Annotated in this window: 24 protein-coding genes; 13 read left to right on the top strand and 11 right to left on the bottom strand. The window is 73.7% G+C overall.

What is annotated here, in order from left to right; all coding sequences use genetic code 11:
• Window positions 1–14 precede the first annotated feature (14 nt).
• The 7 genes from rsxE to J421_RS25455 all read left to right on the top strand — a co-directional run bounded on the left by rsxE (window position 15) and on the right by J421_RS25455 (window position 6,024).
• Window positions 15–734: an electron transport complex subunit RsxE gene (rsxE, locus tag J421_RS25485; RefSeq protein WP_025413944.1), complete on the top strand. Its 720-nt coding sequence runs from the start codon at window positions 15–17 to the stop codon at window positions 732–734.
• The gene (locus tag J421_RS25480; RefSeq protein WP_025413943.1) at window positions 731–1,306 is read left to right on the top strand and encodes an electron transport complex protein RnfA; all 576 of its coding nucleotides are present in this window, start codon (window positions 731–733) and stop codon (window positions 1,304–1,306) included. The genes rsxE and J421_RS25480 overlap by 4 nt, the downstream gene beginning before the upstream one ends.
• 25 nt (window positions 1,307–1,331) lie before the next feature.
• A complete protein-coding gene (locus J421_RS25475; protein ID WP_148306533.1) occupies window positions 1,332–1,673 on the top strand; it encodes a hypothetical protein in 342 nt (113 codons plus the stop codon).
• 13 nt (window positions 1,674–1,686) lie between these two features.
• On the top strand, window positions 1,687–4,086 hold the full coding sequence (locus J421_RS25470; protein ID WP_025413941.1) for an ABC transporter permease: 2,400 nt from the start codon (window positions 1,687–1,689) through the stop codon (window positions 4,084–4,086).
• Between the two features lie 115 nt (window positions 4,087–4,201).
• Window positions 4,202–5,245, top strand: coding sequence for a universal stress protein (locus tag J421_RS25465; protein ID WP_025413940.1), 1,044 nt, complete (start codon window positions 4,202–4,204; stop codon window positions 5,243–5,245).
• 51 nt (window positions 5,246–5,296) lie between these two features.
• Window positions 5,297–5,485 carry a hypothetical protein gene (locus J421_RS25460; RefSeq protein WP_025413939.1) on the top strand — a complete coding sequence of 63 codons (189 nt, stop codon included), beginning with the start codon at window positions 5,297–5,299 and terminating at the stop codon, window positions 5,483–5,485.
• A gap of 17 nt (window positions 5,486–5,502) precedes the next feature.
• A complete protein-coding gene (locus J421_RS25455) occupies window positions 5,503–6,024 on the top strand; it encodes a hypothetical protein (RefSeq protein WP_025413938.1) in 522 nt (173 codons plus the stop codon).
• A gap of 19 nt (window positions 6,025–6,043) precedes the next feature.
• Here J421_RS25455 and J421_RS25450 read toward each other — a convergent pair whose 3' ends face one another.
• The 6 genes from J421_RS25450 to J421_RS33085 form a co-directional block, all read right to left on the bottom strand.
• The gene (locus J421_RS25450; RefSeq protein WP_025413937.1) at window positions 6,044–6,742 is read right to left on the bottom strand and encodes a VIT1/CCC1 transporter family protein; all 699 of its coding nucleotides are present in this window, start codon (window positions 6,740–6,742) and stop codon (window positions 6,044–6,046) included.
• Between the two features lie 34 nt (window positions 6,743–6,776).
• Window positions 6,777–7,271 carry an Hsp20/alpha crystallin family protein gene (locus J421_RS25445; RefSeq protein ID WP_025413936.1) on the bottom strand — a complete coding sequence of 165 codons (495 nt, stop codon included), beginning with the start codon at window positions 7,269–7,271 and terminating at the stop codon, window positions 6,777–6,779.
• Between the two features lie 56 nt (window positions 7,272–7,327).
• Window positions 7,328–7,993, bottom strand: coding sequence for a DUF6064 family protein (locus J421_RS25440; protein WP_025413935.1), 666 nt, complete (start codon window positions 7,991–7,993; stop codon window positions 7,328–7,330).
• 191 nt (window positions 7,994–8,184) lie between these two features.
• A complete protein-coding gene (locus J421_RS25435; protein ID WP_025413934.1) occupies window positions 8,185–9,492 on the bottom strand; it encodes a universal stress protein in 1,308 nt (435 codons plus the stop codon).
• Window positions 9,493–9,666: 174 nt separating this feature from the next.
• On the bottom strand, window positions 9,667–10,335 hold the full coding sequence (locus tag J421_RS25430; protein ID WP_025413933.1) for an SRPBCC family protein: 669 nt from the start codon (window positions 10,333–10,335) through the stop codon (window positions 9,667–9,669).
• 31 nt (window positions 10,336–10,366) lie between these two features.
• Complete coding sequence (locus J421_RS33085; protein ID WP_158508901.1) at window positions 10,367–10,507, bottom strand: hypothetical protein; 141 nt, start codon at window positions 10,505–10,507, stop codon at window positions 10,367–10,369.
• A gap of 11 nt (window positions 10,508–10,518) precedes the next feature.
• Between J421_RS33085 and J421_RS25425 the strand changes: the two genes are divergently transcribed.
• From J421_RS25425 to J421_RS25415, 4 genes are all read left to right on the top strand, one after another.
• Complete coding sequence (locus J421_RS25425; RefSeq protein ID WP_025413932.1) at window positions 10,519–11,289, top strand: ABC transporter ATP-binding protein; 771 nt, start codon at window positions 10,519–10,521, stop codon at window positions 11,287–11,289.
• Between the two features lie 119 nt (window positions 11,290–11,408).
• The gene (locus tag J421_RS34135) at window positions 11,409–12,086 is read left to right on the top strand and encodes an ABC transporter permease (protein ID WP_236646339.1); all 678 of its coding nucleotides are present in this window, start codon (window positions 11,409–11,411) and stop codon (window positions 12,084–12,086) included.
• Window positions 11,990–13,762 carry an ABC transporter permease gene (locus tag J421_RS34545; protein ID WP_312845253.1) on the top strand — a complete coding sequence of 591 codons (1,773 nt, stop codon included), beginning with the start codon at window positions 11,990–11,992 and terminating at the stop codon, window positions 13,760–13,762. The genes J421_RS34135 and J421_RS34545 overlap by 97 nt, the downstream gene beginning before the upstream one ends.
• A 17-nt stretch (window positions 13,763–13,779) precedes the next feature.
• Complete coding sequence (locus J421_RS25415) at window positions 13,780–14,958, top strand: efflux RND transporter periplasmic adaptor subunit (protein WP_025413931.1); 1,179 nt, start codon at window positions 13,780–13,782, stop codon at window positions 14,956–14,958.
• On the opposite strand, the gene J421_RS25410 is transcribed toward J421_RS25415, so the two are convergent.
• The gene (locus J421_RS25410; RefSeq protein WP_025413930.1) at window positions 14,955–15,851 is read right to left on the bottom strand and encodes a sigma-70 family RNA polymerase sigma factor; all 897 of its coding nucleotides are present in this window, start codon (window positions 15,849–15,851) and stop codon (window positions 14,955–14,957) included. The genes J421_RS25415 and J421_RS25410 overlap by 4 nt on opposite strands.
• Window positions 15,852–16,079: 228 nt before the next feature.
• On the opposite strand from J421_RS25410, the gene J421_RS25405 reads away from it, so the two are divergent.
• Window positions 16,080–16,457 carry a hypothetical protein gene (locus J421_RS25405; RefSeq protein ID WP_148306532.1) on the top strand — a complete coding sequence of 126 codons (378 nt, stop codon included), beginning with the start codon at window positions 16,080–16,082 and terminating at the stop codon, window positions 16,455–16,457.
• Between the two features lie 80 nt (window positions 16,458–16,537).
• Here J421_RS25405 and J421_RS25400 read toward each other — a convergent pair whose 3' ends face one another.
• A complete protein-coding gene (locus tag J421_RS25400; RefSeq protein WP_236646338.1) occupies window positions 16,538–17,335 on the bottom strand; it encodes a glucose 1-dehydrogenase in 798 nt (265 codons plus the stop codon).
• Window positions 17,336–17,728: 393 nt separating this feature from the next.
• Between J421_RS25400 and J421_RS25395 the strand changes: the two genes are divergently transcribed.
• Window positions 17,729–18,436 (top strand): L,D-transpeptidase, encoded by a 708-nt coding sequence (locus J421_RS25395; RefSeq protein WP_025413927.1) that lies wholly within the window; start codon window positions 17,729–17,731, stop codon window positions 18,434–18,436.
• Window positions 18,437–18,577: 141 nt separating this feature from the next.
• Here the strand turns inward: J421_RS25395 and J421_RS25390 are convergent, their stop codons facing one another.
• The 3 genes from J421_RS25390 to J421_RS25380 all read right to left on the bottom strand — a co-directional run bounded on the left by J421_RS25390 (window position 18,578) and on the right by J421_RS25380 (window position 21,280).
• Window positions 18,578–19,354 carry a TrkA C-terminal domain-containing protein gene (locus J421_RS25390; protein ID WP_025413926.1) on the bottom strand — a complete coding sequence of 259 codons (777 nt, stop codon included), beginning with the start codon at window positions 19,352–19,354 and terminating at the stop codon, window positions 18,578–18,580.
• 17 nt (window positions 19,355–19,371) lie between these two features.
• Window positions 19,372–19,806, bottom strand: coding sequence for a response regulator (locus tag J421_RS25385; protein ID WP_025413925.1), 435 nt, complete (start codon window positions 19,804–19,806; stop codon window positions 19,372–19,374).
• A gap of 82 nt (window positions 19,807–19,888) precedes the next feature.
• Window positions 19,889–21,280 (bottom strand): hypothetical protein, encoded by a 1,392-nt coding sequence (locus J421_RS25380; RefSeq protein WP_025413924.1) that lies wholly within the window; start codon window positions 21,278–21,280, stop codon window positions 19,889–19,891.
• Between the last annotated feature and the right edge of the window lie 3 nt (window positions 21,281–21,283).

Here is a 21,283-nt window from a genome sequence, read left to right as displayed (position 1 = left end):
AGGAGGCCGCGCCCATGAGCATGATCAGAGCGGAGTCGTCGGCGCCGACGAGCGCGGGAGCCGTGCTCACGCGCGGGCTGTGGCACGAGAACCCGGTGCTGGTGCAGACGCTGGGGCTCTGCTCCGCGCTCGCGGTGACCAACGCGGTCGCCAACAGCCTCGCGATGGGCCTCGCCACGACGTTCGTGCTCGTCGGGTCGAGCGTCATCGTGTCGACGCTGCGGAGGATCATCCCCCACCAGATCCGCATCACCACGTACATCCTGATCATCGCCACCTTCCTGGCCATCGCCGACATGACGCTCGAGGCGCTCGTGCCGGACGTGCACAAGGCGATGGGGCCGTACATCGCGCTCATCATCACGAACTGCATCGTGCTCGGCCGACAGGAGGCGTTCGCGTCACGGCAGCCGATCGCGCTCTCGGTCCTCGACGCGCTGGGCAACGGCACCGGGTTCACGATCGCGCTGCTGCTGATGGGCATCCCGCGCGAGGTGCTCGGCAACGGCACGTTCCTCGGCGTGCAGGTCATGCCGCACGCGTTCGAGCCGTGGGTCGTGATGCTCCTGCCGCCGGGCGGCTTCTTCATGATCGGCGTGCTGCTGCTCGTGGCGAACTGGCACGGCCTGCGGAAGCTGGCGCGCGAGCGTCGGGCGGCGCCGGCCGCGGCGACGGTCGTCTCGCCGCCGCGCACGACGGAGCGGGAGCGGGAGCGGGAGGCCGCACTCGTATGAGCGACATGTTCTGGATCTTCGTGTCGGCGGCGGTCGTCACGAACTTCGTCCTCGTGTACTTCCTGGGCCTGTGCCCGGTGATCGGCGTGACGAACAAGAGCGTCACGGGGCTCAGGCTCGGGCTCGCGACGACGTTCGTGATGGTGCTCGCGAGCCTCGCGGCGTGGGCGCTGAACGCGTTCGTGCTCGACGCCGCGCCGTTCCTGCGCGTGATCTCCTTCGTCGTCGCGATCGCGTCGATCGTGCAGATCGTGGAGCTGTTCGTGAAGAAGGTGAGCCCCCCGCTGTACCGGGAGCTCGGCATCTTCCTTCCCCTCATCGCCAGCAACAGCCAGGTGCTGGGGATGACGATCTTCCAGACGAACCGCGGCTACACGCTGCTCCAGGGGCTCGTGTTCGCCGTCGGCGGCGGGCTCGGGATCACGGCCGTGCTCTCGCTCGTCGGCGGCATCCGCGAGCGGATGGCGTTCGCGCCCGTGCCGGCGATCGCGCGGGGGCCGGCGCTCGTGTTCCTGATCGTCGCCATGCTCTCGCTCGTGTTCATGGGATTCGCGGGGATGGGGACGGCATGACCGCACGCTCACCAAGGAGGACACCATGCGCGAGGCAACGATCCACTGTTCGGTGCGCGACATGGACGTGCGCGCGCTGCTCACCGACGAACCGCTGCACGACGGTCAGGCGTCGCTGCACGACGCGGAGCTGATCTGCCTCGACCTCGGCGAGGGGTGCGAGGGGCGCTGTCCGCTCGGCGCGGAGGCGCCGACGGTGATGGACGCGCTGCAGGCGAAGGCCGGACTCGTGCCGGAGCGGCACGCGACGGTCCGCGGCCTGTGCGACGGCTGCGACCGACGCACCGAGCTGCGCGTGGTCGGCCGCGGCTACCTGACGTGCACCGAGTGCGGCGCGACCGGACCGCTGCACGCGATGGTGCACTGACCGGAGCGCTCCCATGCACGCCCTCCTCTCCGATCTCCGGCAGGCGCTGCGCGGGCTGCGCGCGCAGCCGGCGTTCAGCGTCACGGCGATCCTCACGCTGACGCTCGGCATCGGCGTCACGACCGCGATGTTCGGCGTCGTCGACGGCATCCTGCTGCGGCCACTCCCGTTCCCGAGCGCCGACCGGCTGATCACGATCTGCGAGCAGTATCCCGGCGCGACGCCCGACTGGTGCAGCGTGTCGCCGCCCAACGTCGAGGACATCGCGGCGCGCGCGCGGAGCATCGAGGTGATCGGCATCGGCCGGTCGTGGCCGTACCACCTGACGACGACGCGCGGGGCCGAGAGCGTCCCGGGAGGCATCGCGACGCCGGAGATGTTCCGCGCGCTCGGCGCCCGGGCAGAGCTCGGGCGGCTGATCGACCGCTCCGACCTCGTCGGCGACGAGAGCCGCGTCGTGCTGCTCACGGACGAGATCTGGCGCAGCCGGTTCGGCGGCTCGCGCGACGTCGTGGGCCGCGCGATCGTGCTCGACGGCACGCCGGTGACGGTCGTCGGCGTGCTCGCGCCCGGCTTCGCGCCGCCGCCGTACGACTTCGTGCAGCTCTGGCGGCCGCTGCACATCGACCCGCGCGCCGAGAAGCACCGCGCGTGGCGCGGCTTCGTCGCGTACGGCCGTCTGCGCGACGGCGCATCGTTAGGCACGGCGCGCGCCGAGCTGGCGGGCATCGCGAGCGCGCTCCGCGGCGAGCACTTCGACGCGACGCCCGGCTGGGGGCTGCAGATGGTCCGGCTGCGGGACCTCGTGATCGGCGGCGTGCGCCCGATGCTGCTGCTGTTCCTCGGAGCGGTGGGCGTCGTGCTGCTCATCGCGTGTGCGAACGTCGCGAACCTGCTGCTCGCCCGCGGCGTGGCGCGCGGCCGCGAGGTCGCGCTGCGGGCCGCGTTCGGGGCGAGCCGCGGCCGCGTCGTGCGCGGGCTCCTCGTCGAGAGCCTCGTCCTCGCGCTCGCCGGCGCGGCGCTCGGGCTCGTGCTCGCGTGGTGGTCGGTGTCGGCGTTCAAGGCGCTCGCGCCGGAGGGTCTCCCGCGCGTCGCCGACGTGCGCGTGGACGGCCGGGTGCTCGCGTTCGCGCTCGCACTGGCGACGCTGACCACGATCGTGTTCGGGCTCGTACCCGCGCTCCGCGCCTCGCGCGTCGACCTCGCCCACTGCCTGCGCGACGGCGGACGCTCCGTCGCCGCGCGCCGGTCGCCGTTAGGCGCCCTGCTGGTGACGGGCGAGCTCGCGCTCGCGCTCACGCTGGTGTCCAGCGCCGGCCTGCTCGCGCGGTCGTTCGGCGCGCTCGCGTCGTGGCGCCCCGGCTTCGACCGCGAGCGGCTGCTCACGTTCTCCGTGTTCGCGCCGACGGAGCGCTACCGCGGGCAGGCCGGGGTCGCGGCGCTGTGGGACCGCGTGGAGCGCGAGCTGCGTGCGGTCCCCGGCGTCACGGCGGTCGGCACCGCCTCCGGCGGCCCGCTGTTCGGCGGCATGGAGACGGAGGAGGTGCGGCTCGTCGGCCGGCCGACGCCCGAGGGCGCGTCCGTGCGCTACTTCGACGTGAGCCCCGGATTCTTCCGGGCACTGGGGGTGCCCGTCGTGCGCGGACGCGACCTGCAGGCGAGCGACGTGCTCGACGGGCCGGCGGTCGCGCTCGTGAACGAGTCGCTCGCGCGGCGCTACTGGCCCGGCGAGGACCCGGTCGGCCAGCGGCTCACGATGTCCGAGAGCGGCGTGCGCTTCGAGATCGTCGGCGTCGTGCGCGACGTGCCGCCGGTCGACCCGGGCGCCCCGGTGCAGCCGCAGCTCTACTGGTCGAACCGGCAGCTGCCGCGCCCGTTCACGTACGTCGTCGTGCGCACCGGCGTGCCGCCGGCGAGCGTCGCGGCGGCGGTGCGCGCCCGCCTGCGCGCGCTCGATCCCGACCTCGAGCCGAAGACGCTCGTGACGATGTCCGAGCGGATGGACCGTGAGCTGACGACGCCGCGCTTCCGCATGCTGCTCGCCGCGACGTTCGGGCTCTCGGCGCTGCTGCTCGGAGCGGTGGGCACGTACGGGCTGTTCGCGTACCTCGTGTCGCGCCGCACGCGGGAGTTCGGCATCCGCCTCGCGTTAGGCGCCGCCCGACGGCACGTCGTGCGCGCGGTCGTGCGCGAGGGCGCGGCGCTCGCCGGCGCCGGCGCGCTGCTCGGCACCGTCGCGTCGCTGTGGCTCGGGCGGGCGATGCGGCAGTTCGTGTTCGGCGTGTCGTCGTCGGACCCGGCGACGCTCGTCGCGAGCGCCGTCGTGCTCGTGCTGACTGCCGCGGTGGCGTGCTTCGTTCCGGCGTGGCGTGCCGCGCGCGTCGATCCGATCGTCACGCTCACCGTGGAGTGACCGTCTCCGTACACGCCGCGCGGCGATTGCCCGACAACGCCACCGGCATCACCCGACTGCCCGTCGGTACCGGCGACGCTACGATGCAGGCGTCACCCGCGTCGAGAGGGGTCCCATGTCCGCTACCGTCAGCCCGGTCGACTCGTCGGCGTCGTGCGCCGTGCATCCGACCGCGCCGCCGTTCACGCCGCCGAGCGCACTGCCGGTTCTCGTGGCCACCGACGGCCGCGCGGCCGCGGCGTCCGCGCTGCTCGTCGCGCGGCGGCTCGCCGAACGGTTAGGCGGGGCGCCGGAGGTGCTCGACGTGCTCGAGCCGTTCCCGGTCTACGTCGACGCTCCGGTGGCGTGCATGGAGGCGCTGGAGGCGGAGCGCGCCGCCGCGACGCACGAGGTGCTGCGGGACCAGATCGACGCGGTGGTCGCCGCGCCGTGGCCCGCGGAGGTGACGTTCGGCGTGCCCGCGGAGACGATCGCCCGGGTCGCCGACGAACGGCGTGCCGCGCTCGTCGTGCTGGGCATCGGCCGGCACCGGCTGGTGGACCGGCTGTTCGGATCGGAGACGGCACTCCAGGTGCTGCGGAGTGGCGACCGGCCGGTCGTCGCCGCGGGACCGGACGCGGACGGTGTGATCCGGCACGCCGTGGCCGCCGTGGACTTCAGCGCCGCGAGCGTGCGCGCGGCGGCGATCGCGGCGCAGCTCGTCGTGCCGGGCGGCACGCTGTCGCTCGTGCACGTGCGGTCGCGACCCGAGCCGAGGCGGCCGAGGGCGGCGGAGCAGGTGCCCGCGACCGGAGCGGACGAGCTGCTGCGGCGGCTCGCCTTCGGACTGCGGTTCGGGACGGTCGGAGACGACGACTGCTGCTACGCACGCGGCCGACGCGACGTCACGATCGGCACGGCGGTTCTCGTCGGCGACCCCGCGGCGGAGGTGCTCGACTACGCGGAGCGCGCGGGCGTGGACCTCGTCGCCGTCGGAACGCACGGGCCGGGGCTCGTCGAGCGGCTGCTCGTGGGCAGCGTGGCGGCGGACGTCGTGCGCCTAACGAGCGTGCGGTTGCCGGCGGGCTCGGTGCTGTGCTGCCCGGAGCCCGCATCCGCGTGGCCTCCGGGGCCCGGGAACTCGGCCGCGTTCAGGAGAGACCCGGCGCCGTCGGTGTAGACTTCCGATCGGCGTGGCGGGCGGAACATCGATTCCACGCTCGGAGGTACCATGCGCGAATCTCCCGCGAGCCAGCGCATGACCGTGTTTGCGCTGTTCTTCGGCCTCTCGCTGCTCGAGGCGCTCGAGCGGCGCAGCTGGATGACGGTCGGCTTCTGGCTGGCCGTCGCCCTGTTCTTCCTGCTCGCTGGGCGGCGTCGTGCCGGCGCGGGCGACGGCTCCCATCCACCCGATCTCTGAACGCGAGCCCGGCTCCCATGAGCGACTTCTTCTCCGGCGTGCACGTCCACCTGCTCACGAATCACGTGCCGATTCTCGGGGCGCTGTTCGGCCTCGCGCTGCTCGTCGGCTCGCTCCGGTGGGCGCCGGACGTGCTGCGGCGCACCGCGTTCGTGGTGCTCGTCGGCACCGGGCTCGCGGCCGCCGCGGCGAACGTCACGGGCGAGCCGGCGGAGGACGCGATTCGCGGATACCCGGGCGTGCGTCGCGCCATGATCCACGACCACGAGGAGATGGGCGACGCGTCGCTCATCGCGGCCGGGGTGCTCGGCGTGCTCGCCCTCGGCGCCCTCGTGCGCTGGCGCCGTACGCCGGTGCCGGGCGGCGCGACGCTCGTCGCGATCGCGGGGGCCGCCGTGGTGAGCGGCATGATGGTGTACACGGGATTGCTCGGCGGCCGCATCCGCCACTCGGAGCTGCGGCCCGGCGCGACGGCGGCCGACGCGATGATCGTCGAGCCGCCGCGCGGGCCGCGGCCCGGTGGACCACCCGCGCCGTGACGTGCCGGCGCCGCGGCCGTCAGACCGTGGCGCCGAACACGCGGCCGACGAGCGCCGTGAGCGCGAGGGCCAGCGCGCTCCAGAACGTGACGCGCACCGCGCCGCGCACGCGGCTCGCGCCGCCGGCGTGCGCGGCGAGCGCGCCTAACGCCGCGAGGCAGACGAGCGAGCTCGCCGCGACCACCGGGATGACCAGACGCACGGGCACGAGGGCCGCGACCGCCAGCGGCAGCGCGGCCCCCACCGAGAACGTCGCCGCCGACGCGAGCGACGCCTGCATCGGGCGGGCCGCCTGCGCCTCGGTGATGCCCAGCTCGTCCCGCGCGTGCGCCGTCAACACGTCATGCGCCGTGAGCTGCTCGGCGACCCGCAAGGCGAGCGCGGGATCGAGTCCCCGCGCGACGTAGATCCCCTGCAGCTCGCGCAGCTCGCTCTCCGGATCCTGGGCGAGCTCGCGCCGCTCGCGCGCGAGGTCCGCCTTCTCCGTGTCGGACTGCGAGCTCACCGACACGTACTCGCCGGCCGCCATCGACATCGCGCCGGCGACGAGCCCGGCCAAGCCCGCGACGAGGACCGCGCTGCGACCGCTCTCCGCCGCGGCGACGCCGACGACCAGCGCCGCGGTGGAGACGATGCCGTCGTTCGCGCCGAGCACCGCGGCGCGCAGCCAGCCGATGCGCTCCGTGTAGTGCCGCTCGACGTGAGGCAGACGGGGCATGGTCACGAGCGATCGTCGTCGCGCAGCGGTGCCGTCACTTCGCCGTGACCGCGATCTCGCGGCCGCGCTGGCGAGCTTCCTTCATCGTCGGCATCTCGACCTTCAGCACGCCCTTCTCGAACGTCGCGCTCACCTTCGCCGTGTCGACGTTGCTCGGCACCGTGAACGAGCGCAGGAACGTGCCGTAGGCGCGCTCCACGACGTGGAACTTCTTCGCCTTCTCGTCCTCGGTGTGCTCCTCCTCCTTCTCGCCGCGGATGGTGAGCAGGTTGCCGTCCAGCTCGACGTGGACGTTCGCCGGATCGATGCCCGGCAGCTCCGCGGAGATCGTCAGCTTGTCGCCGTCCTCCGCGATCTCGACCGGCGGCATCCAGCCGATCGGCTGCGGCACCTCGGCGAAGAGCTGCGCCATCGACCGGAACGGGTTCTCGAAGATCCCACGGATGTCCGCATCGAGCCGGTCGAGCTCCGCGCCGAGCGATGGGTGGAACCTCGACGCGAGGCGCCGGGGCAGTAGACGCGTTTTCATAACGCCTCCTTCGTGCGCTGGTGCGGCGCCGGGTCCGGATGGCTCGGCGCCGCCGATCAAGATGCGGCGTCCGCTCGTGACTGGTGTCGGCCGACGACCGACACACCGTGGACAACGATGGTGATCGCGGCGCCCGCGAGGAGACCGAAGTCCTCGCCCATGCCGAGCTGCAACGCCGCCGACGTGCCCACCAGCGCCCACAGCACCGGGATCACGAGCACCGTCAGCGGAGCGCGCGGCGATGCCCAGAGGAGGAGGCCGAGCGTGTAGATCGTCGTCGGGCACGGGAGACCGAACGTCGGCGCCTCGGGATAGGCGTGGCCGAGCGTGCTGCCGAGCAGCGGGTAGACGATCAGCGCGTAGACGAGGAGCGCCGCGCCCGCGAGGCCCGCCGCGTCGTGCCGCACGCGGAACGTCAGGCGGCCGCGCACCACGCCGCTCCACGCCAGCAGCGCCGCCTGTGCGACGAAGAACGCGGCGAAGAGGCTCGCGCCCACCGGGTTGATCGCGCGGAAGAACGCGAGGTGGTAGGCGAGTCCCATCCACGCCCAGAGGATCGCGAGCACGGCGCTCACGACACGACTCGCCGCCGGCCTGCCGCGAAGCGCCGCGGCGATGCCTAACGCGGCGAGCGTGACGAGCAGCCACTGCGCCGGCCACACGGTCTCGTTGTACTGGCCGAAGACGTCGAGGAACTGTTCGGTGGTGAAGGGGAGGCGCATGACCGATGCTCGCCGTCGGGTGTGGTCAGACGCGGCGCACGTCGAGCCGGGTCGAGCGCGTGTCGGCCGGTGGTGGCACGACGAGCAGCGAGCGGCGTGCGTGGTGCACGAGCTCCGTCGTCACGCTGCCGGGCAGCACGCGATCGACGCGTTCGCGCGCGATCGGATGTCGCAGCGCCGCGCGAGCACCGTCAATCCAGGAACGTGAGCGTGGCCTCCCCACGTCCGCTCGCGACGAGCAGCGCGTGATCCCGCCGGTCGTCCTCGCCGACGATCTCGACGGACCGCACGCCGGTGATCGCGTGCGTCAGATGGTGCGCGCGGTCGTCGGCGTCGCCGAGCATGATGCCCACGCGCCGGTCGTGGGGGTCGTAGGTCGCGCCGTGAAAGCGATACGCGTCGACGTGATACTCGTTCCCGTGCTCGTCGACGACCTCGAGGCGCACGCGCCGGCGCAGGTTGCGGTGCGAGAGCACGTCGAGCGCGTGCCGCCAGTCGTCGTGACGCTCCATGGCCACACGGCCGTGGAGCTGGAGCTCGAGCCGGACGCGCTCGGCCGCCGCCGGCGGGGGGGTGACGAGCACGCTCGTGTCGAGCCGTCGCAGCGCGTCGGTCGCGACGCTGCCGACGAAGAGTCGCTCCACCCATCCGGGTCCGTGCGTGCCGACGGCGACGAGGTCGGCGCCGAGGTACGTGGCGACGCTGTCGATGCACTCCACCACGCCGCCCGTGGCGACGTACGTCTCGACCGTCACGCCGTCGGGTACGTGCGGCCGCAGCATGTCGCACAGCCGCGTGAACAGCGCCCCGACGAACGCGTCGTGCGCGCTCTCCCACGGCGGCAGCAGCGGCGACCGCTCGCGGGGCGAGCGCACGTGCACGAGCGTGAGGACCGCGCCGCCGTGCGACCCGGGGTCGAGGAGCGCGAGTGCCGTTCGCGCGGCGTGCACGCTCGACGCGCTGAAGTCGATCGCCGCCACGGCGCGGCGCATCGGGCCGGCCGCATCGTGCGCCAGCGCGAGCACCGGCACGCCCGAGTGCCTAACGGCCTGCAGCGAGATCTCCTCGCCGAGCAGTCGGTTGGCGACGCCGTGCGCGCCGGTGCCGAGCACGATGAGCGCCGCCCGTCGCTCGCGCGCCACGTCCGCGATGACACCGCCGGGCGCGCCGTCGCGCACCGTGATCCGCCAGCGCGCCTGCGAGCCGAGCACCGGCTCCAGGCGCGCGACCACGGCCTCTCGCAGCGCGCCCCGGCGCGCCGCGTCGACCTCCGGCGGGATCGGCGCGAAATCCGGTCCGACGGGGACGGGCAGCGGCCGCAGCGCCGCGACGACTTCGAGCGGGGCGCCGAGGCGCTCGGCCGCGGCGCGCGCGGCGAGGGCCGCCGCGTCGTTAGGCGCGCGGCCGTCGCAGGCGAGAACGACGGGGCCACGCAGTGCGCGGCCCGTCGCGCGCGGCTCGGCGGGCGAGCTGCGATCTGCCGGCACGGTGGAGGACATGGTGAGACTCCCGTGCGAAGAGTGGGAACGGCGAGCGGTTCCGATCTGCCCCACAGCGTGCGACCGGGGCCGCGCCGGCGCAGTCGGTCGAAGGGGCGGGGCGCGTCGGGGATCACCCGACGGTGGCGCCTCCCGCGAGCGCGAGTCCGGTGAGCACCGGCGCGAGCTCCATCGTCACGGTCTTCTCGACGAGCCTGCCGCGCGGCCGACCGTCTCCGCCAGCCGCTTGATCGTGCGGAGCATCTTGCGGCTCATCACGAACCCGACCGGGTCGAGCAGGTACGGGCCGAAGCCGAGCGTCGCGAGCAGGCCGCGCCCCACGCGGTTGCGTCCACGCTCGATGAGCCGCGTGCGGCCGTCGGGGAGCTCGACCAGATGGAACGACCACACGGCCCGCGAGCCGTGCGCGTCGGGGTCGCCGCCGAGGACGAGCGCGCGCCGCGGCTCGAGCTCGACGACCGCCGGCCCGTAGCCGGTGCGGTGCAGCCGCACGATGTCGCCCTCGTGCAGCTGCTGCAGCTCGGGGCGGATCTCCTCCACGTTGTGGATGCCGCAGCCGACGAGGTTCTCAAGCCCCTCGTAGCTGTAGAAGCCACCGCGTGCCTGTCCGAGCTGTACGAGCCACGGCCACACGGCGGCGCGCGGCGCGTCGATGGTGATGGCGTGCGTGTAGTCCCAGTCCGGACGCGAGACGAGGTCGTCGCCGGGGAGCGGACGGTGCGCCTCGGCGTCCGTGGCGCCCCACCGCGTGCGCCAGCGATGCAGCACGGGGCCGAGGGCGAGCTGGGTCGCGATCTGGACGGCGCCCCACAGCGACTCGGCGAGCTTGCGGATCGATCGCATGGTGACCTCGGCGGCGATGTGTCGTTCGCCTTCACGTTCGCGTCGCGCGCGGCGCGGGGCGATCGGGCGTCACCCGGATCGTCGTCGTCGGTCGCCTGACACGCGGGCGGCGGTTCGCCGGCGGCAGCGCGACGCGTCGCGGCACACCGTGCAGCGCGTGCACGATCGGCATCCGGAGGATCCATGGCGTCCGTCGTCGCGCAGCCGCTCGCCCCCCGTCGCACCGCGCTTCCGCGCGACGAGGACGCGCGTGACGCGGTGTTCGTCGCCCGCGGCGTCACGAAGGTCTACCGCATGGGCGACGTCGAGGTACCCGCGCTCCGCGGCGTCGACTTCGAGCTGCGCGAGGGCGAGCTGCTCGTGCTGTTAGGCGCGTCGGGGAGCGGCAAGTCGACGCTGCTCAACATCCTCGGCGGTCTCGACACGCCGACCGCGGGCGAGGTGCGCTTCCGCGACCACGACCTCGCGCGCGCGGACGCCGATGCGCTGACGCGCTACCGGCGCGAGCACGTGGGGTTCGTGTTCCAGTTCTACAACCTGATCCCGAGCCTGACGGCGCGCGAGAACGTCGCGCTGGTGACCGACATCGCCGACGATCCGATGCGCCCCGACGACGCGCTCGCGCTCGTGGGGCTGCGCGAGCGGCTCGACCACTTCCCGGCGCAGCTCTCCGGGGGCGAGCAGCAGCGCGTGGCCATCGCGCGCGCGATCGCGAAGCGCCCCGACGTGCTGCTGTGCGACGAGCCCACCGGCGCGCTCGACGCGGAGACCGGCCGGCTCGTGCTGTCGGTGATCGACCGCGTGAACCGCGAGCTGGGTACGACGACCGCGGTGATCACGCACAACGCGCCGATCGCGGCGATGGCGCACCGGGTGTGCCGCATGACGAGCGGGCGCATCACGGAGGAGACGCGCAACGAGCGGCGCGCGCGGCCGGAGGATCTGACGTGGTGATGGTAACGGCATCTCACGCGGAGGCGCGGAGGACGCGGAGACCTGCAACGACCGTTGCGCAGGGCTCCGCGGCTTCCGCGGCTCCGCGTGCGACGGCCGAGCCCACACTCCTCTCCGCGTTGAACCGCAAGCTGCTGCGCGACGTGTGGCGGCTGCGCGGCCAGGTGCTGTCCATCGCGGCGCTCGTGTCGTGCGGCGTCGCCACGGTGGTCGCGATGTACGGCTCCATGCGGGCGATCGCGCGCGCACGCGACGACTTCTACGCGCGCTACCGGTTCGCCGACGTGTTCGCCTCGGCCACGCGGGCGCCGGACGCGCTCGCCGCGCGGATCGCGGCGATCCCCGGCGTCGCGACGGTGGAGACGCGCGCGACGCTGCGCGTGTCGCTCGACGTGCCGGGGCTCGCCCTGCCGGCGGGAGGGCTGCTGCTGTCGGTGCCGGAGCAGGGCGAGCCGGCGCTCGACGGCGTGCACGTCGTCCGTGGCCGGATGGTGCGGCCCCGCAGCACCGACGAGGTGGTGTTGGGCGCCGGCTTCGCCGAGGCGAATCACCTGCAGGTCGGGGACAGCCTCGGCGCGGTGCTCGACGGCCGCTGGCGGCGGCTGCGCGTGGTCGGGCTGGCCATCGCCCCGAGTTCGCGTGGGAGCTCTCCGCCGCGGGCACGTTCACGATGGACGCGCGCGCGTTCGGCGTGCTGTGGATGTCGCGCGCTGCCGTGGACGCCGCGGCGGGGATGCGCCGCGCGTTCGACGACGTGGCGCTCACACTGGCCCCGGGCGCGAGCCGTGACGCGGTGATCGCGTCGCTCGACTCGCTGCTCGCGCCGTACGGGGGACTCGGTGCCGTCGGCCGCGAGCGACAGCGCTCGCACCGCATCCTGGAGGACGAGTTCCGGCAGCTCCGCGTGTTCGGGATCACGCTGCCGCTCATCTTCCTGCTCGTCGCCGCGTTCCTGCTCGACGTGGTGCTCGCGCGGCTCGTCGCGACCCAGCGGAGCGAGATCGCGGCGCTGAAGGCGTTCGGCTACACCGACCGCGAGGTGGGAGCGCACTTCCTCGCGTTCGCCGGTGTGGCGGTGGTGTTGGGCGCGCTCGGCGGCATCGCCGTCGGCGCGTGGATGGGCACCGGCTACACGGCGTCGTACGGCCGGCTGTTCCGCTTTCCGACGCTCGCGTTCCGCGTGGACGTCGTGTCGACGGCGGTGGCCGTGGCGGCGAGCGGCGTGTCCGCGCTCGCCGGCGCGCTCGCCGCGGTGCGCGGCGCGGTGCGGCTGCCGCCGGCGGAGGCGCTGCGCCCCGAGTCGCCGGAGCGCTACCGCCCGCTCCTGCTGGAGCGGCTCGGGCTCGAGGGCGCGCTGTCGCCGGCGACGCGCATGGTCCTGCGGACCATCGAGCGCAAGCCGCTGCGCGCGGCGTCGTCGGCGCTCGGCGTCGCGCTGGCGACCGGGATGCTCGCCGGCACGATGTCGGTGTTCGACGCGGCGTACAACATGGCGGACGTGCTGTTTCGCGTCGCGCAGCGCGAGGACGTCACGGTCGCCTTCACCCACGCGCGCCCGGTCGCCGCGGCGCGCGAGCTGCTGCGCGTGCCGGGCGTGCTCGCGGTGGAGCCGTTCCGCGCGGTTCCGGCGCGCGTGCGCGGTGGAGCGGTGGTGCGCACCGTCGCCCTCACCGGCGTCGAGCCGGACGCGCGGCTCCACCGCGTGACCGACCAGTGGGGCGCCGTGTACCGCGTGCCGCCGGCCGGCGCGGTGCTCACGACGAGCCTCGCGCGACTGCTCGGCCTGACGACCGGCGACACGCTCCGCGTGGAGCTGCTCGAGCGCGGCCGCACGCGCGCGGTCGTCGTCGTCGCCCTCGTCGACGAGATGGTGGGTGCCAACGTGTACATGGACCGCGCGGCGCTCGACCGGCTCGTCGGCGACGGCGCGCTGGTGAGCGGCGCGTACCTGCGCATCGACCCCGCGGCGGCGGACGCCGTGCTGGCGCGCCTCAAGCGCCTGCCGGCCGTCGCGGGCGCGTCGTCGCGCCGGGCGATGATCGACGCGTGGGAGCGGCAGATGGCCGAGAGCATTCGCATCTCCGGCTCGATCATCGTGGCGTTCGCCGCGGTGATCGCGTTAGGCGTCGTCTACAACGGGGCGCGCATCGCGCTCTCGGAGCGCGGGCGCGAGCTGGCGAGCCTGCGCGTGCTCGGCTTCTCGCGCCGCGAGGTGGCGGCGATGCTGTTCGGCGAGCAGGGCGCGGTCGTCGCCGCGGCGCTGCCGTTCGGGGCGCTGTTCGGCGTCGCGCTCGCGGCGTTCATCGCGCGCGCGTTCGAGGGGGAGTACCAGCGGTTCCCGACGGTCGTCGTCGCGCGCACGCACCTCGGCGCCGTCGCCGTGGTGGTCGCCGCCGCGCTGCTGGCGGGGCTCGCGATGCGGCGCCGCCTGAACCGCATGGATCTGGTCGCCGTGCTGAAGACGCGCGAGTGACGCGTCGGGGAGGACGCATGAAGAAGCGATCGAAGATGCGACGCGCGCTGATCGCCGCGACGGCGGTCGCGGTGGTGGCGGCGGTGACGGGCGCGCTGCGCCCGAAGGCGGCCGAGGTCGAGACGGCCGTCGTCCGGCGTGCGCCGATGCGCGTGACCGTCGACGCGGACGGGCGCACCCGCGTGCGCGACCGCTACGTGCTCGCCGCGCCGGTGGCCGGGCGCCTGGCGCGCCTGCCGTTCGCGGAGGGTGCGGTGGTGCGCGCGGGCGACGTCGTCGCGCGGCTCGCTCCCGTGCCGCTCGACGAGCCGTCGGCGCGGCAGGCCCGGTCGCGCCTCGACGCGGCGCGCGCGGCGGCCTCGGAGGCGGCGGCGCAGGTGACGCTCGCCGAGGCGTCGCTCGAGCAGGCGCAACGCGACGAGGAGCGCACACGCCGACTCGTGGCCGCCGGCGCGCTCGCGCCGCGCGCCGCGGAGGAGTCGGCGCTCGCCACGGTCACGCGCGCGGTGGCGCTCGCGTCGGCCCGAGGCCGCGCGACGAGCGCGCGCGCCGACGTCGCGCAGGCACAGGCCGCGCTGCTCTACGCCGGCGAGGGCGCCGCGGTGGTGCTGGTGCGCGCGCCGGCCGCCGGCCGCGTGCTGCGGCTGCCCGAGCGGAGCGAGCGCGTCGTCGCGCCGGGAACGGTCATCGCGGAGATCGGCGACACGCGGGGGCTCGAGGTCGTCGTGGACGTGCTGTCGAGCGACGCGGCGCGCGTGCGCCCCGGCATGCCGGTGGTGGTCGAACGGTGGGGCGCCGATCGCGCGGCGAGCCGGGACACGGGACGCGTGCGCCTCGTCGAGCCCGCGGCGTCGACGAAGATCTCGGCGCTGGGCGTGGAGGAGCAGCGCGTGAACGTGATCGTCGACGTGCCTAACGCGACCGTGCCGCTCGGCGACGGCTTTCGGGTGGATGTGCGCATCGTCGTGTGGTCGGCATCCGACGCGCTCACCGCGCCGGCCGGGGCGCTCGTGCGCGCCGGGCGCGCGTGGGCCGTCTACGCGGTGCGCGGCGGCCGCGTGCGAGTGCAGCACGTCGAGCTCGGCGAGCTCGGGGACGGCGCCGCGCAGATCCTCGGCGGGCTGCGCGAGTCGGACACGGTCGTCGTCTTCCCGTCGGACAAGCTGCGCCCCGGCGCGCGAGTGACGACGCGCTAGCGCAGCTGCGCGAGCGACGCGGCGGCCGCGCTTCTCCTCAGCCGCGACAGTGCCCGCTCCTTGATCTGACGCACGCGCTCGCGCGTCACGCCGAGGCGCGCGGCGATCTCCTCGAGGGTCAGCGGCTCGCCGTCGAAGCCGTAGTACAGCCGGAGAATGCGCGCCTCCCGCGGACGCAGCGACGCGAGCGCCGTCTCGACGAGCGTCGAGCGGAAGTGCTCCATGACCGGTTCGTCGGGCGGCTGCGTCGTCCGGTCGGCCAGACGGTCGCGCAGCGGATCGTCGGCGTCGCGCGCGAGCGGCGCGTCGAGCGACACGTGCGCACGCTGCGGCACGGCGAGCGCGATCTCGACGTCGGACTCCGTCAGCGCGGCGCGCCGCGCGAGCTCGGCGACCGTCGCCTCGCGGCCGAGCTCCTGCTGCAGCGCACTCGCGTGGCGGCTCACGCGGAACACGGCGCCGGCACGGTGCACCGGCAGTCGCACGATGCGCGAGTGCTCGGCCAGCGCCTGGAAGATCGCCTGTCGGATCCACCAGACCGCGTACGAGATGAACTTCACGCCTTGCGTGGCGTCGAAGCGGCGCGCGGCGCGCACGAGGCCGAGGTTCCCCTCGCCGATCAGGTCGGACAGCGCGAGCCCGAGGTGCTGGTAACGCTTCGCGACCGAGACCACGAAGCGGAGGTTCGCGCTGACGAGCGCGTCGAGCGCCTCGCCCGCGTCGTCGCCGCCGCGCGCGACGCGACGCGCGAGCGCGGCCTCCTGCTCCCGCGACAACAGCGGGTGTGCGCCGATCTCGTTCAGGTACGACGCGAGCGACGGGCCGTCCGTCGGCGGCTCGGCGCGCCGGCGGTGCGAGCGGTCGTCGGCGGAGCTCAGGGGGAGCGCGGTCATGGCCGGAGGACGAGAAGGCGAGCGCAGCGCGGTCCTAGCGAACCATGCACCGCGCTGCGCGCGTCGACCGTCGGCGGCCTCCGGAAGCTGCGTCAGGCGAGGCCGGGCACGGTCTCTTCCGTCCGCGCATCGCCGCTGGGCGTCACGGCAGGAACGTGAGCAGCGTCTGCGCGCCGCCGTGCGCGATGCGCAGCGCGGCGTCGCTGCGGCGCAGGTGCCGCGAGGAACGTGTTGACCGTCCAGAACCAGCGCAGCGCGCCGGCCACGATCTACGTGGACTACGGCAGCTTCGACCGCCGGCTCGGGCGGGTGCCGGCGTTGATGGTGGCGGTCATCCCGCCCGACGCCCTGTTCGAGGCGACGCTGACGGTGGACAACCCGCGCGGCGTGCCGGTGACGGTGTTCGCCGAGCCGGGCACCTACGACGTCCGCCTCGGCCAGGTCCCCGCGTGCAGCCGTCTCACGCTGCGCTTCCCGCAGTCGGTGGTTCTGCCTAACAGCTCGCTCCGCGTCTTCGTGCATCCCGAGGGCGGACCGGATCTGTCGAGTCAGCTGCTGAAGGTCGCGCCGGGCGAGCACCTCGCGCTGCGCGTTCCACCGCGCTGAGCGACGTGGGCGGCGGGTGATCGCGCAGGATCCCGCGACCGCCCACGCGCGATGGATGCCGGCCGCCGGCCGGCCGGCGCCTAACGGGTGACGTAGCCGCCGTCCACCACGAGCGGCTCGCCGGTGACGAACGACGCGGCGCCGGAGCAGAGCCACAGCACCGCGGCCGCGATCTCCTCGGACGTGCCGAGCCGGTTCATCGGGTGCAGCCCGGCGACCTCCCGGCGCGCCGCGTCGTCGTGGGCGAGCGCCACGCCGCGCTCCATCACCATCGGCGTCTCGATGAAGCCCGGGCACACCGCGTTGACGCGGATCCCCTCCGTGGCCAGCTCCTGCGCCGTGACCTTCGTGAGCCCGAGCACGCCGTGCTTCGCCGCCGTGTACGCCGGTGCGCTCGCGAAGCCGACGAGCCCGAGGATCGACGCGTTGTTCACGATCGCGCCGCCGCCGCGCGCGCGCAGCGCCGGGATCTCGTGCTTCATGCACAGGAAGACGCCGGTGAGGTTGATCGCGAGCACGCGCTGCCACGTCTCGTCGGGATAGTCCGCGGTCGGCGCGAGCGCGCCCTCGATGCCGGCGTTGTTGAACGCGTAATCGAGCCCGCCGAACGTCTCCACGGTGTGGGCGACCATCGCGCGCACGTCGGCCGCGCTCGACACGTCGGCATGGACGAACCGCGCGTCGCCGCCGCGGAGCCGGGCGCACGCCGCGATCTCGCGCGCCGCGGCGTCGCCCGCCTCGTCCTGCACGTCGGCGAGCATGACGCGGGCGCCGGCCTTCGCGAACGCGAGCGCCGTGGCGCGGCCGATGCCCGAGCTCGCGCCCGTCACCAGCGCGACCTTGTCGCGCATGTCGTAGATCGTTCCGTTGCTGGTCATGATTCCGTCGAGCCTCCAGGTTGCTTCATGGTGATGGCATCACGAGCGCGCTCCCCATGACCGGCAGCACCGACACGCACGCCGTCACCACGCCCCACAGCACCGGCGCACGCAACCCACTGCGCGACGTCCGCGCCGCCGATGCTCGACGCTCTGATCGTGGAAGAGGTCATCTGAACCCGGGCCGAGGTCCTCCGGCGATCCTCTCGGTCCACGTTCGCCGCGCGCGCACTCGGCTGCTGTCGGGGTACGGCACGCGTCGGCGTCGGGCGACGCCCGACGCGCGCGCGCGGACCGCCCGGCGATGCCCGATGGCCGCGCACCGACCGCGGGCCGATCGTCGGAGCGTGCGCCGTCGTGTGGACGCGCGCACGTCCTCGAGCGGAGGGCCACATGCGACCGATCCCACCATCGCTGCGAGTCGCCGGCCTCGCCGCGCTGCTGTTAGGCGCCGCGGCGCACGCCCGCGGTGGGACATCGAGCGCGGCGCAGGAGCGCGCGCGGGGGCTGCGCGTCGTCGTGTCGGTGCTCGACCGCCGCCTGTGGGCGATCGCCGACGACGACACGCTGTTGACCGCGCCCGTCGCCGTCGGCAGCGACGCGGTGCTGCAGTACGAGGCCAGGCGGTGGCGCTTCGCGACGCCGCGCGGCCAGCGGAGGGTCGTGCGCAAGGATTCGCTCCCCGTGTGGACGCCGCCGGAGTGGCACTACTACGAGGTCGCGCGCGAGCACGGGCTCGCCGTTAGGCGGCTCGCGGCCGACCGGCCGGTCACGCTGAGCGACGGCCGGCGGCTCGAGATCCGGCGCGCCGTCGTCGGCGTCGTGGATCCGGACGGGACGTTCGCCGAGCTGCCGGTCGACGAGGAGATCGTGTTCGACGGCGCGCTGTTCATCCCGCCGCTCGGCACGCGCAACCGGCGGATCGCGGGAGAGCTCGGCCGCTATCGTCTTGACCTCGGCGATGGAGTGTCGATCCATGGCACGCCGTGGAAGGAGTCGATCGGCCAGGCGGTCACGCACGGATGCATCCGCGTCGGCGACGTCGACATGGCGTGGCTGTACGAGTTCATCCCCGTCGGCACGCGCGTCTTCATCTACTGAGCGCAGGGCCAGCGATTCCCGGACAGGCGCGCGACTTCGTCGTTCCCGTCCTCGAGGGCGTGGACGACACGTGCGCGTGCGTGACGCTGCGCGACGGCTCGGTCGCGCGCGTGCGCGTCGCACCGGCCCCACCGCCGCGGCTCATCGGCGCGCGATGGCCGTGACGCTCGGGACGCGCAGCCCGAGCCGGCGCATCTGACGCTCCATCGCCGCGGCGTGGGCGCGGTCTCCCGCGTCGCCCACCGGGCGATGGTCGAGATCCTCGAGGAGCCCGGCGATGCCGTAGACGAGCAGCACGTCGGCCACGAGGAGGCGCGTCGGCCCGCGCGGCACGCCGAGATAGGCACCGCCGGGGCGCTCGATGCCCAACACCAGCAGCCCCTCGCTGCGGAGGTCGAGCTCCGCGAGCGTGCGGCCGGCGAGCCAGGTGCCGGGGCGCACCTCCAGCTCCACGATGGCGAAGTCGCCCGTCAGGTGCAGCAGCCGCACGTAGTCGCGCACGTCGAGCCGGGTCCATCGCCTGAGCGCCCACCGTACCGCGCGCGTCAGGTTGCGGTCCACGACGGCGCTGCGCCCCACGATCCACAGCGCCGTCACCGCGCCGACGAGCGCGACGGCGCGCGTCCACTCGCTCTCGCCGTTCGCGCCGGTGACGAAGACGAGCACCACGCTGGAGATGCTCGCGGCCACGCCCGCGTTGCCGAGCAGCATGAGCAGCATCACGATGCGGCGGCGCACCGGGTGGTCGAGCACCTGCTCCGACTCGCGCGTGGTGAAGCCGACGCCGAGGAACGCGGACTGCGCCTGGAAGCGCGCCGCCTCCTCGGCGATGCCGGTGAGCGCCAGCGCGGCGGCGCCGGCCCGGATCGCGAGGTGCGAGACCACCAGCACGACGAGGAGGGAGAGCAGCGCGACCATGCGGCACCCCGGCGGCGTCAGGTCTCCGGTGGGAGCTTGACGATCGTGAGCCAGAACTGCTCGATCGAGCGCACGATCGTGAGGAACTGGTCGAGACCGATCGGCTTCGTCACGAAGCAGTTGGCGTGCAGGGCGTACGCCTGCGCGATGTCGCGGTCGGCCCCGGAGCTCGTGAGCACGACGACCGGGATGGGACGCAACGCCGGATCGCTCTTCACCTCGCGCAGCACGGCGCGGCCGTCCGTCCTCGGCAGGTTCAGGTCGAGCAGGATGAGATCCGGACGCGGGGCCTCGCGGTATGCGCCCTCGTGCCGCAGGAACGCCAGCGCCTCGTCACCGTCGTCGACGACATGCAGGTCGATGTGCAGCTTGCTCTCGTGCAGCGCCTCGCGCGTCAGCTCGACGTCGCCGGGATTGTCCTCGACGAGGAGGATCTCGATCGAATGCGGCATGAGCCCCTCCACGGCGCCGGCCGCGCAACCACCGTATGACTCGTGGCGCGCGGCCGGCGCGTTGCGGGAGATCGTTAGGCCGTCAGAAGGCGACGGTCCCCTCGACGACGAATCCCTTGAAGCGAGCGCCGTTGCGGATGTCCTTCACGGGGAAGTCGACGTACTTCTGGTCGACCCACTCGCCCTTGACCAGCACGGTCGGGGTGATGAACCAGCCGCCGCCGACCTGGTAGCGCTTCACGTCGACGTCGTTCGCGATGCCGGCGAGCTGCCCGCTCACCGTGTTGTACCGGCCGCTGAGGTAGACGTCGTCACCGAGCCCGCGCAGCGTCAGCTCGTTCACGATCTGGGTGATCGTGCGCGTCGCCGTCTCGGACGCGCCCTTGCCCTTGGCCCGCTCGAAGTTGCCGAAGTACTCCAGCCCCTTGTACTTGAGGAACGGGTTGAGGACCGCCGAGTGCAGCCCGGCGCTCGGGCCGCTGAACGGCTGCACCATGCCCGTCCAGGCCGTCGCCGTCTCGTCCGTGCTGTTCGTGATCACGCTGTAGTACCGGCTGCCGCCCCGGTCGCCCGAGAAGAGCACCTGGTTCGCGGCCTTGCTCTGCGCGTACCACGAGCCGGTGAGGCGGGCGCGGACGTCGGTGGTGAACGCGTGGTCGATGCCGACCTTGCCGATGAACGCGGGTGAGCGCTGCGCGGCCTTCTGCACCATCCCCTTCTCCTCGCCGTTCGTCACGCCGCCCATCACGAACGCGCCCTTCAGCGCGCCGGCGCCGTGCAGGTACACCTCGCCGCCGACCTGCGGGGCGAACGCGTCGAGGATGTAGTTGCCGACGAGCGGGTTGAACAGCGCGTTCCCGTTGTCGGTGCGGCGGAAGTGCGCGTCGCCGTAGTTGATCTCGAAGTGGCCCGCCTTGATCGTCACGTACTGCATCAACGTGTTGAGTGGCTGGAAGTCGATCGGCGAGTCGTCGACCTGCAGATAGCCGTCCTTCACCCACGTCTCGTTGTGGTGGCGGGCCGACAGGTACGCCGTCATCGAGACGCGGATGCCCTTCGCGAGCTGCGCGTTGAGATAGGCGTTCGCGACGGCGTTGTTGAAGCCGTGGCCGAGCGTCACGAGCTGGTTGGCGTTCGCGCCGTTGACGACGTTCGGCGCGGCGGTGTTCGACTGACCGAGCCCCTGGAACTGCTGCGTGAACGCGGCGCCGAAGCCGAGCCGGAACCCGGTGAACGGCACGTCCGCTTCCTTCGGGGCCTCGAACACGTTGATCCCGCGCTTGTCGTTCGCGCGCAGCCGGCCGATCTGGATCGGCGGCAGGTTGCTCGGCTTCGCGGCCGTCGCGGTCGCGGAATCGACGGTGCCGTTCGCCGAGTCGCGCGTGACCGAGCCGGACGTCGCAACGCTCTGCTGCGCGGCGAGCGGCGCGGCGGTCAGCGCGATCCCGAGGGTGAGGGTGAGAAAGGTGCGCATGGA

The sequence above is a fragment of the Gemmatirosa kalamazoonensis genome, assembly GCF_000522985.1.
Classification (GTDB): domain Bacteria; phylum Gemmatimonadota; class Gemmatimonadetes; order Gemmatimonadales; family Gemmatimonadaceae; genus Gemmatirosa; species Gemmatirosa kalamazoonensis.
The sequence above is the reverse complement of the archived record's forward strand: the minus strand, read 5'-3'. Positions and strand labels throughout refer to the sequence as shown.

Bases quoted from the DNA above. Each gene is read 5' to 3' on its own strand.
- J421_RS33085 (WP_158508901.1), bottom strand. From the start codon at position 10,507: ATGCCGATCGTGCACGCGCTGCACGGTGTGCCGCGACGCGTCGCGCTG.
- rsxE (WP_025413944.1), top strand. From the start codon at position 15: ATGAGCATGATCAGAGCGGAGTCGTCGGCGCCGACGAGCGCGGGAGCC.
- J421_RS25475 (WP_148306533.1), top strand. From the start codon at position 1,332: ATGCGCGAGGCAACGATCCACTGTTCGGTGCGCGACATGGACGTGCGC.
- J421_RS25460 (WP_025413939.1), top strand. From the start codon at position 5,297: ATGCGCGAATCTCCCGCGAGCCAGCGCATGACCGTGTTTGCGCTGTTC.
- J421_RS25465 (WP_025413940.1), top strand. From the start codon at position 4,202: ATGTCCGCTACCGTCAGCCCGGTCGACTCGTCGGCGTCGTGCGCCGTG.
- J421_RS25380 (WP_025413924.1), bottom strand. From the start codon at position 21,280: ATGCGCACCTTTCTCACCCTCACCCTCGGGATCGCGCTGACCGCCGCG.
- J421_RS25455 (WP_025413938.1), top strand. From the start codon at position 5,503: ATGAGCGACTTCTTCTCCGGCGTGCACGTCCACCTGCTCACGAATCAC.
- J421_RS25395 (WP_025413927.1), top strand. From the start codon at position 17,729: ATGCGACCGATCCCACCATCGCTGCGAGTCGCCGGCCTCGCCGCGCTG.
- J421_RS25385 (WP_025413925.1), bottom strand. From the start codon at position 19,806: ATGCCGCATTCGATCGAGATCCTCCTCGTCGAGGACAATCCCGGCGAC.
- J421_RS25445 (WP_025413936.1), bottom strand. From the start codon at position 7,271: ATGAAAACGCGTCTACTGCCCCGGCGCCTCGCGTCGAGGTTCCACCCA.
- J421_RS25430 (WP_025413933.1), bottom strand. From the start codon at position 10,335: ATGCGATCGATCCGCAAGCTCGCCGAGTCGCTGTGGGGCGCCGTCCAG.
- J421_RS25390 (WP_025413926.1), bottom strand. From the start codon at position 19,354: ATGGTCGCGCTGCTCTCCCTCCTCGTCGTGCTGGTGGTCTCGCACCTC.
- J421_RS25410 (WP_025413930.1), bottom strand. From the start codon at position 15,851: ATGACCGCGCTCCCCCTGAGCTCCGCCGACGACCGCTCGCACCGCCGG.
- J421_RS25480 (WP_025413943.1), top strand. From the start codon at position 731: ATGAGCGACATGTTCTGGATCTTCGTGTCGGCGGCGGTCGTCACGAAC.
- J421_RS25440 (WP_025413935.1), bottom strand. From the start codon at position 7,993: ATGCGCCTCCCCTTCACCACCGAACAGTTCCTCGACGTCTTCGGCCAG.
- J421_RS25435 (WP_025413934.1), bottom strand. From the start codon at position 9,492: ATGTCCTCCACCGTGCCGGCAGATCGCAGCTCGCCCGCCGAGCCGCGC.
- J421_RS25400 (WP_236646338.1), bottom strand. From the start codon at position 17,335: ATGACCAGCAACGGAACGATCTACGACATGCGCGACAAGGTCGCGCTG.
- J421_RS25450 (WP_025413937.1), bottom strand. From the start codon at position 6,742: ATGCCCCGTCTGCCTCACGTCGAGCGGCACTACACGGAGCGCATCGGC.
- J421_RS34545 (WP_312845253.1), top strand. From the start codon at position 11,990: ATGTCGCGCGCTGCCGTGGACGCCGCGGCGGGGATGCGCCGCGCGTTC.
- J421_RS25415 (WP_025413931.1), top strand. From the start codon at position 13,780: ATGAAGAAGCGATCGAAGATGCGACGCGCGCTGATCGCCGCGACGGCG.
- J421_RS25470 (WP_025413941.1), top strand. From the start codon at position 1,687: ATGCACGCCCTCCTCTCCGATCTCCGGCAGGCGCTGCGCGGGCTGCGC.
- J421_RS25425 (WP_025413932.1), top strand. From the start codon at position 10,519: ATGGCGTCCGTCGTCGCGCAGCCGCTCGCCCCCCGTCGCACCGCGCTT.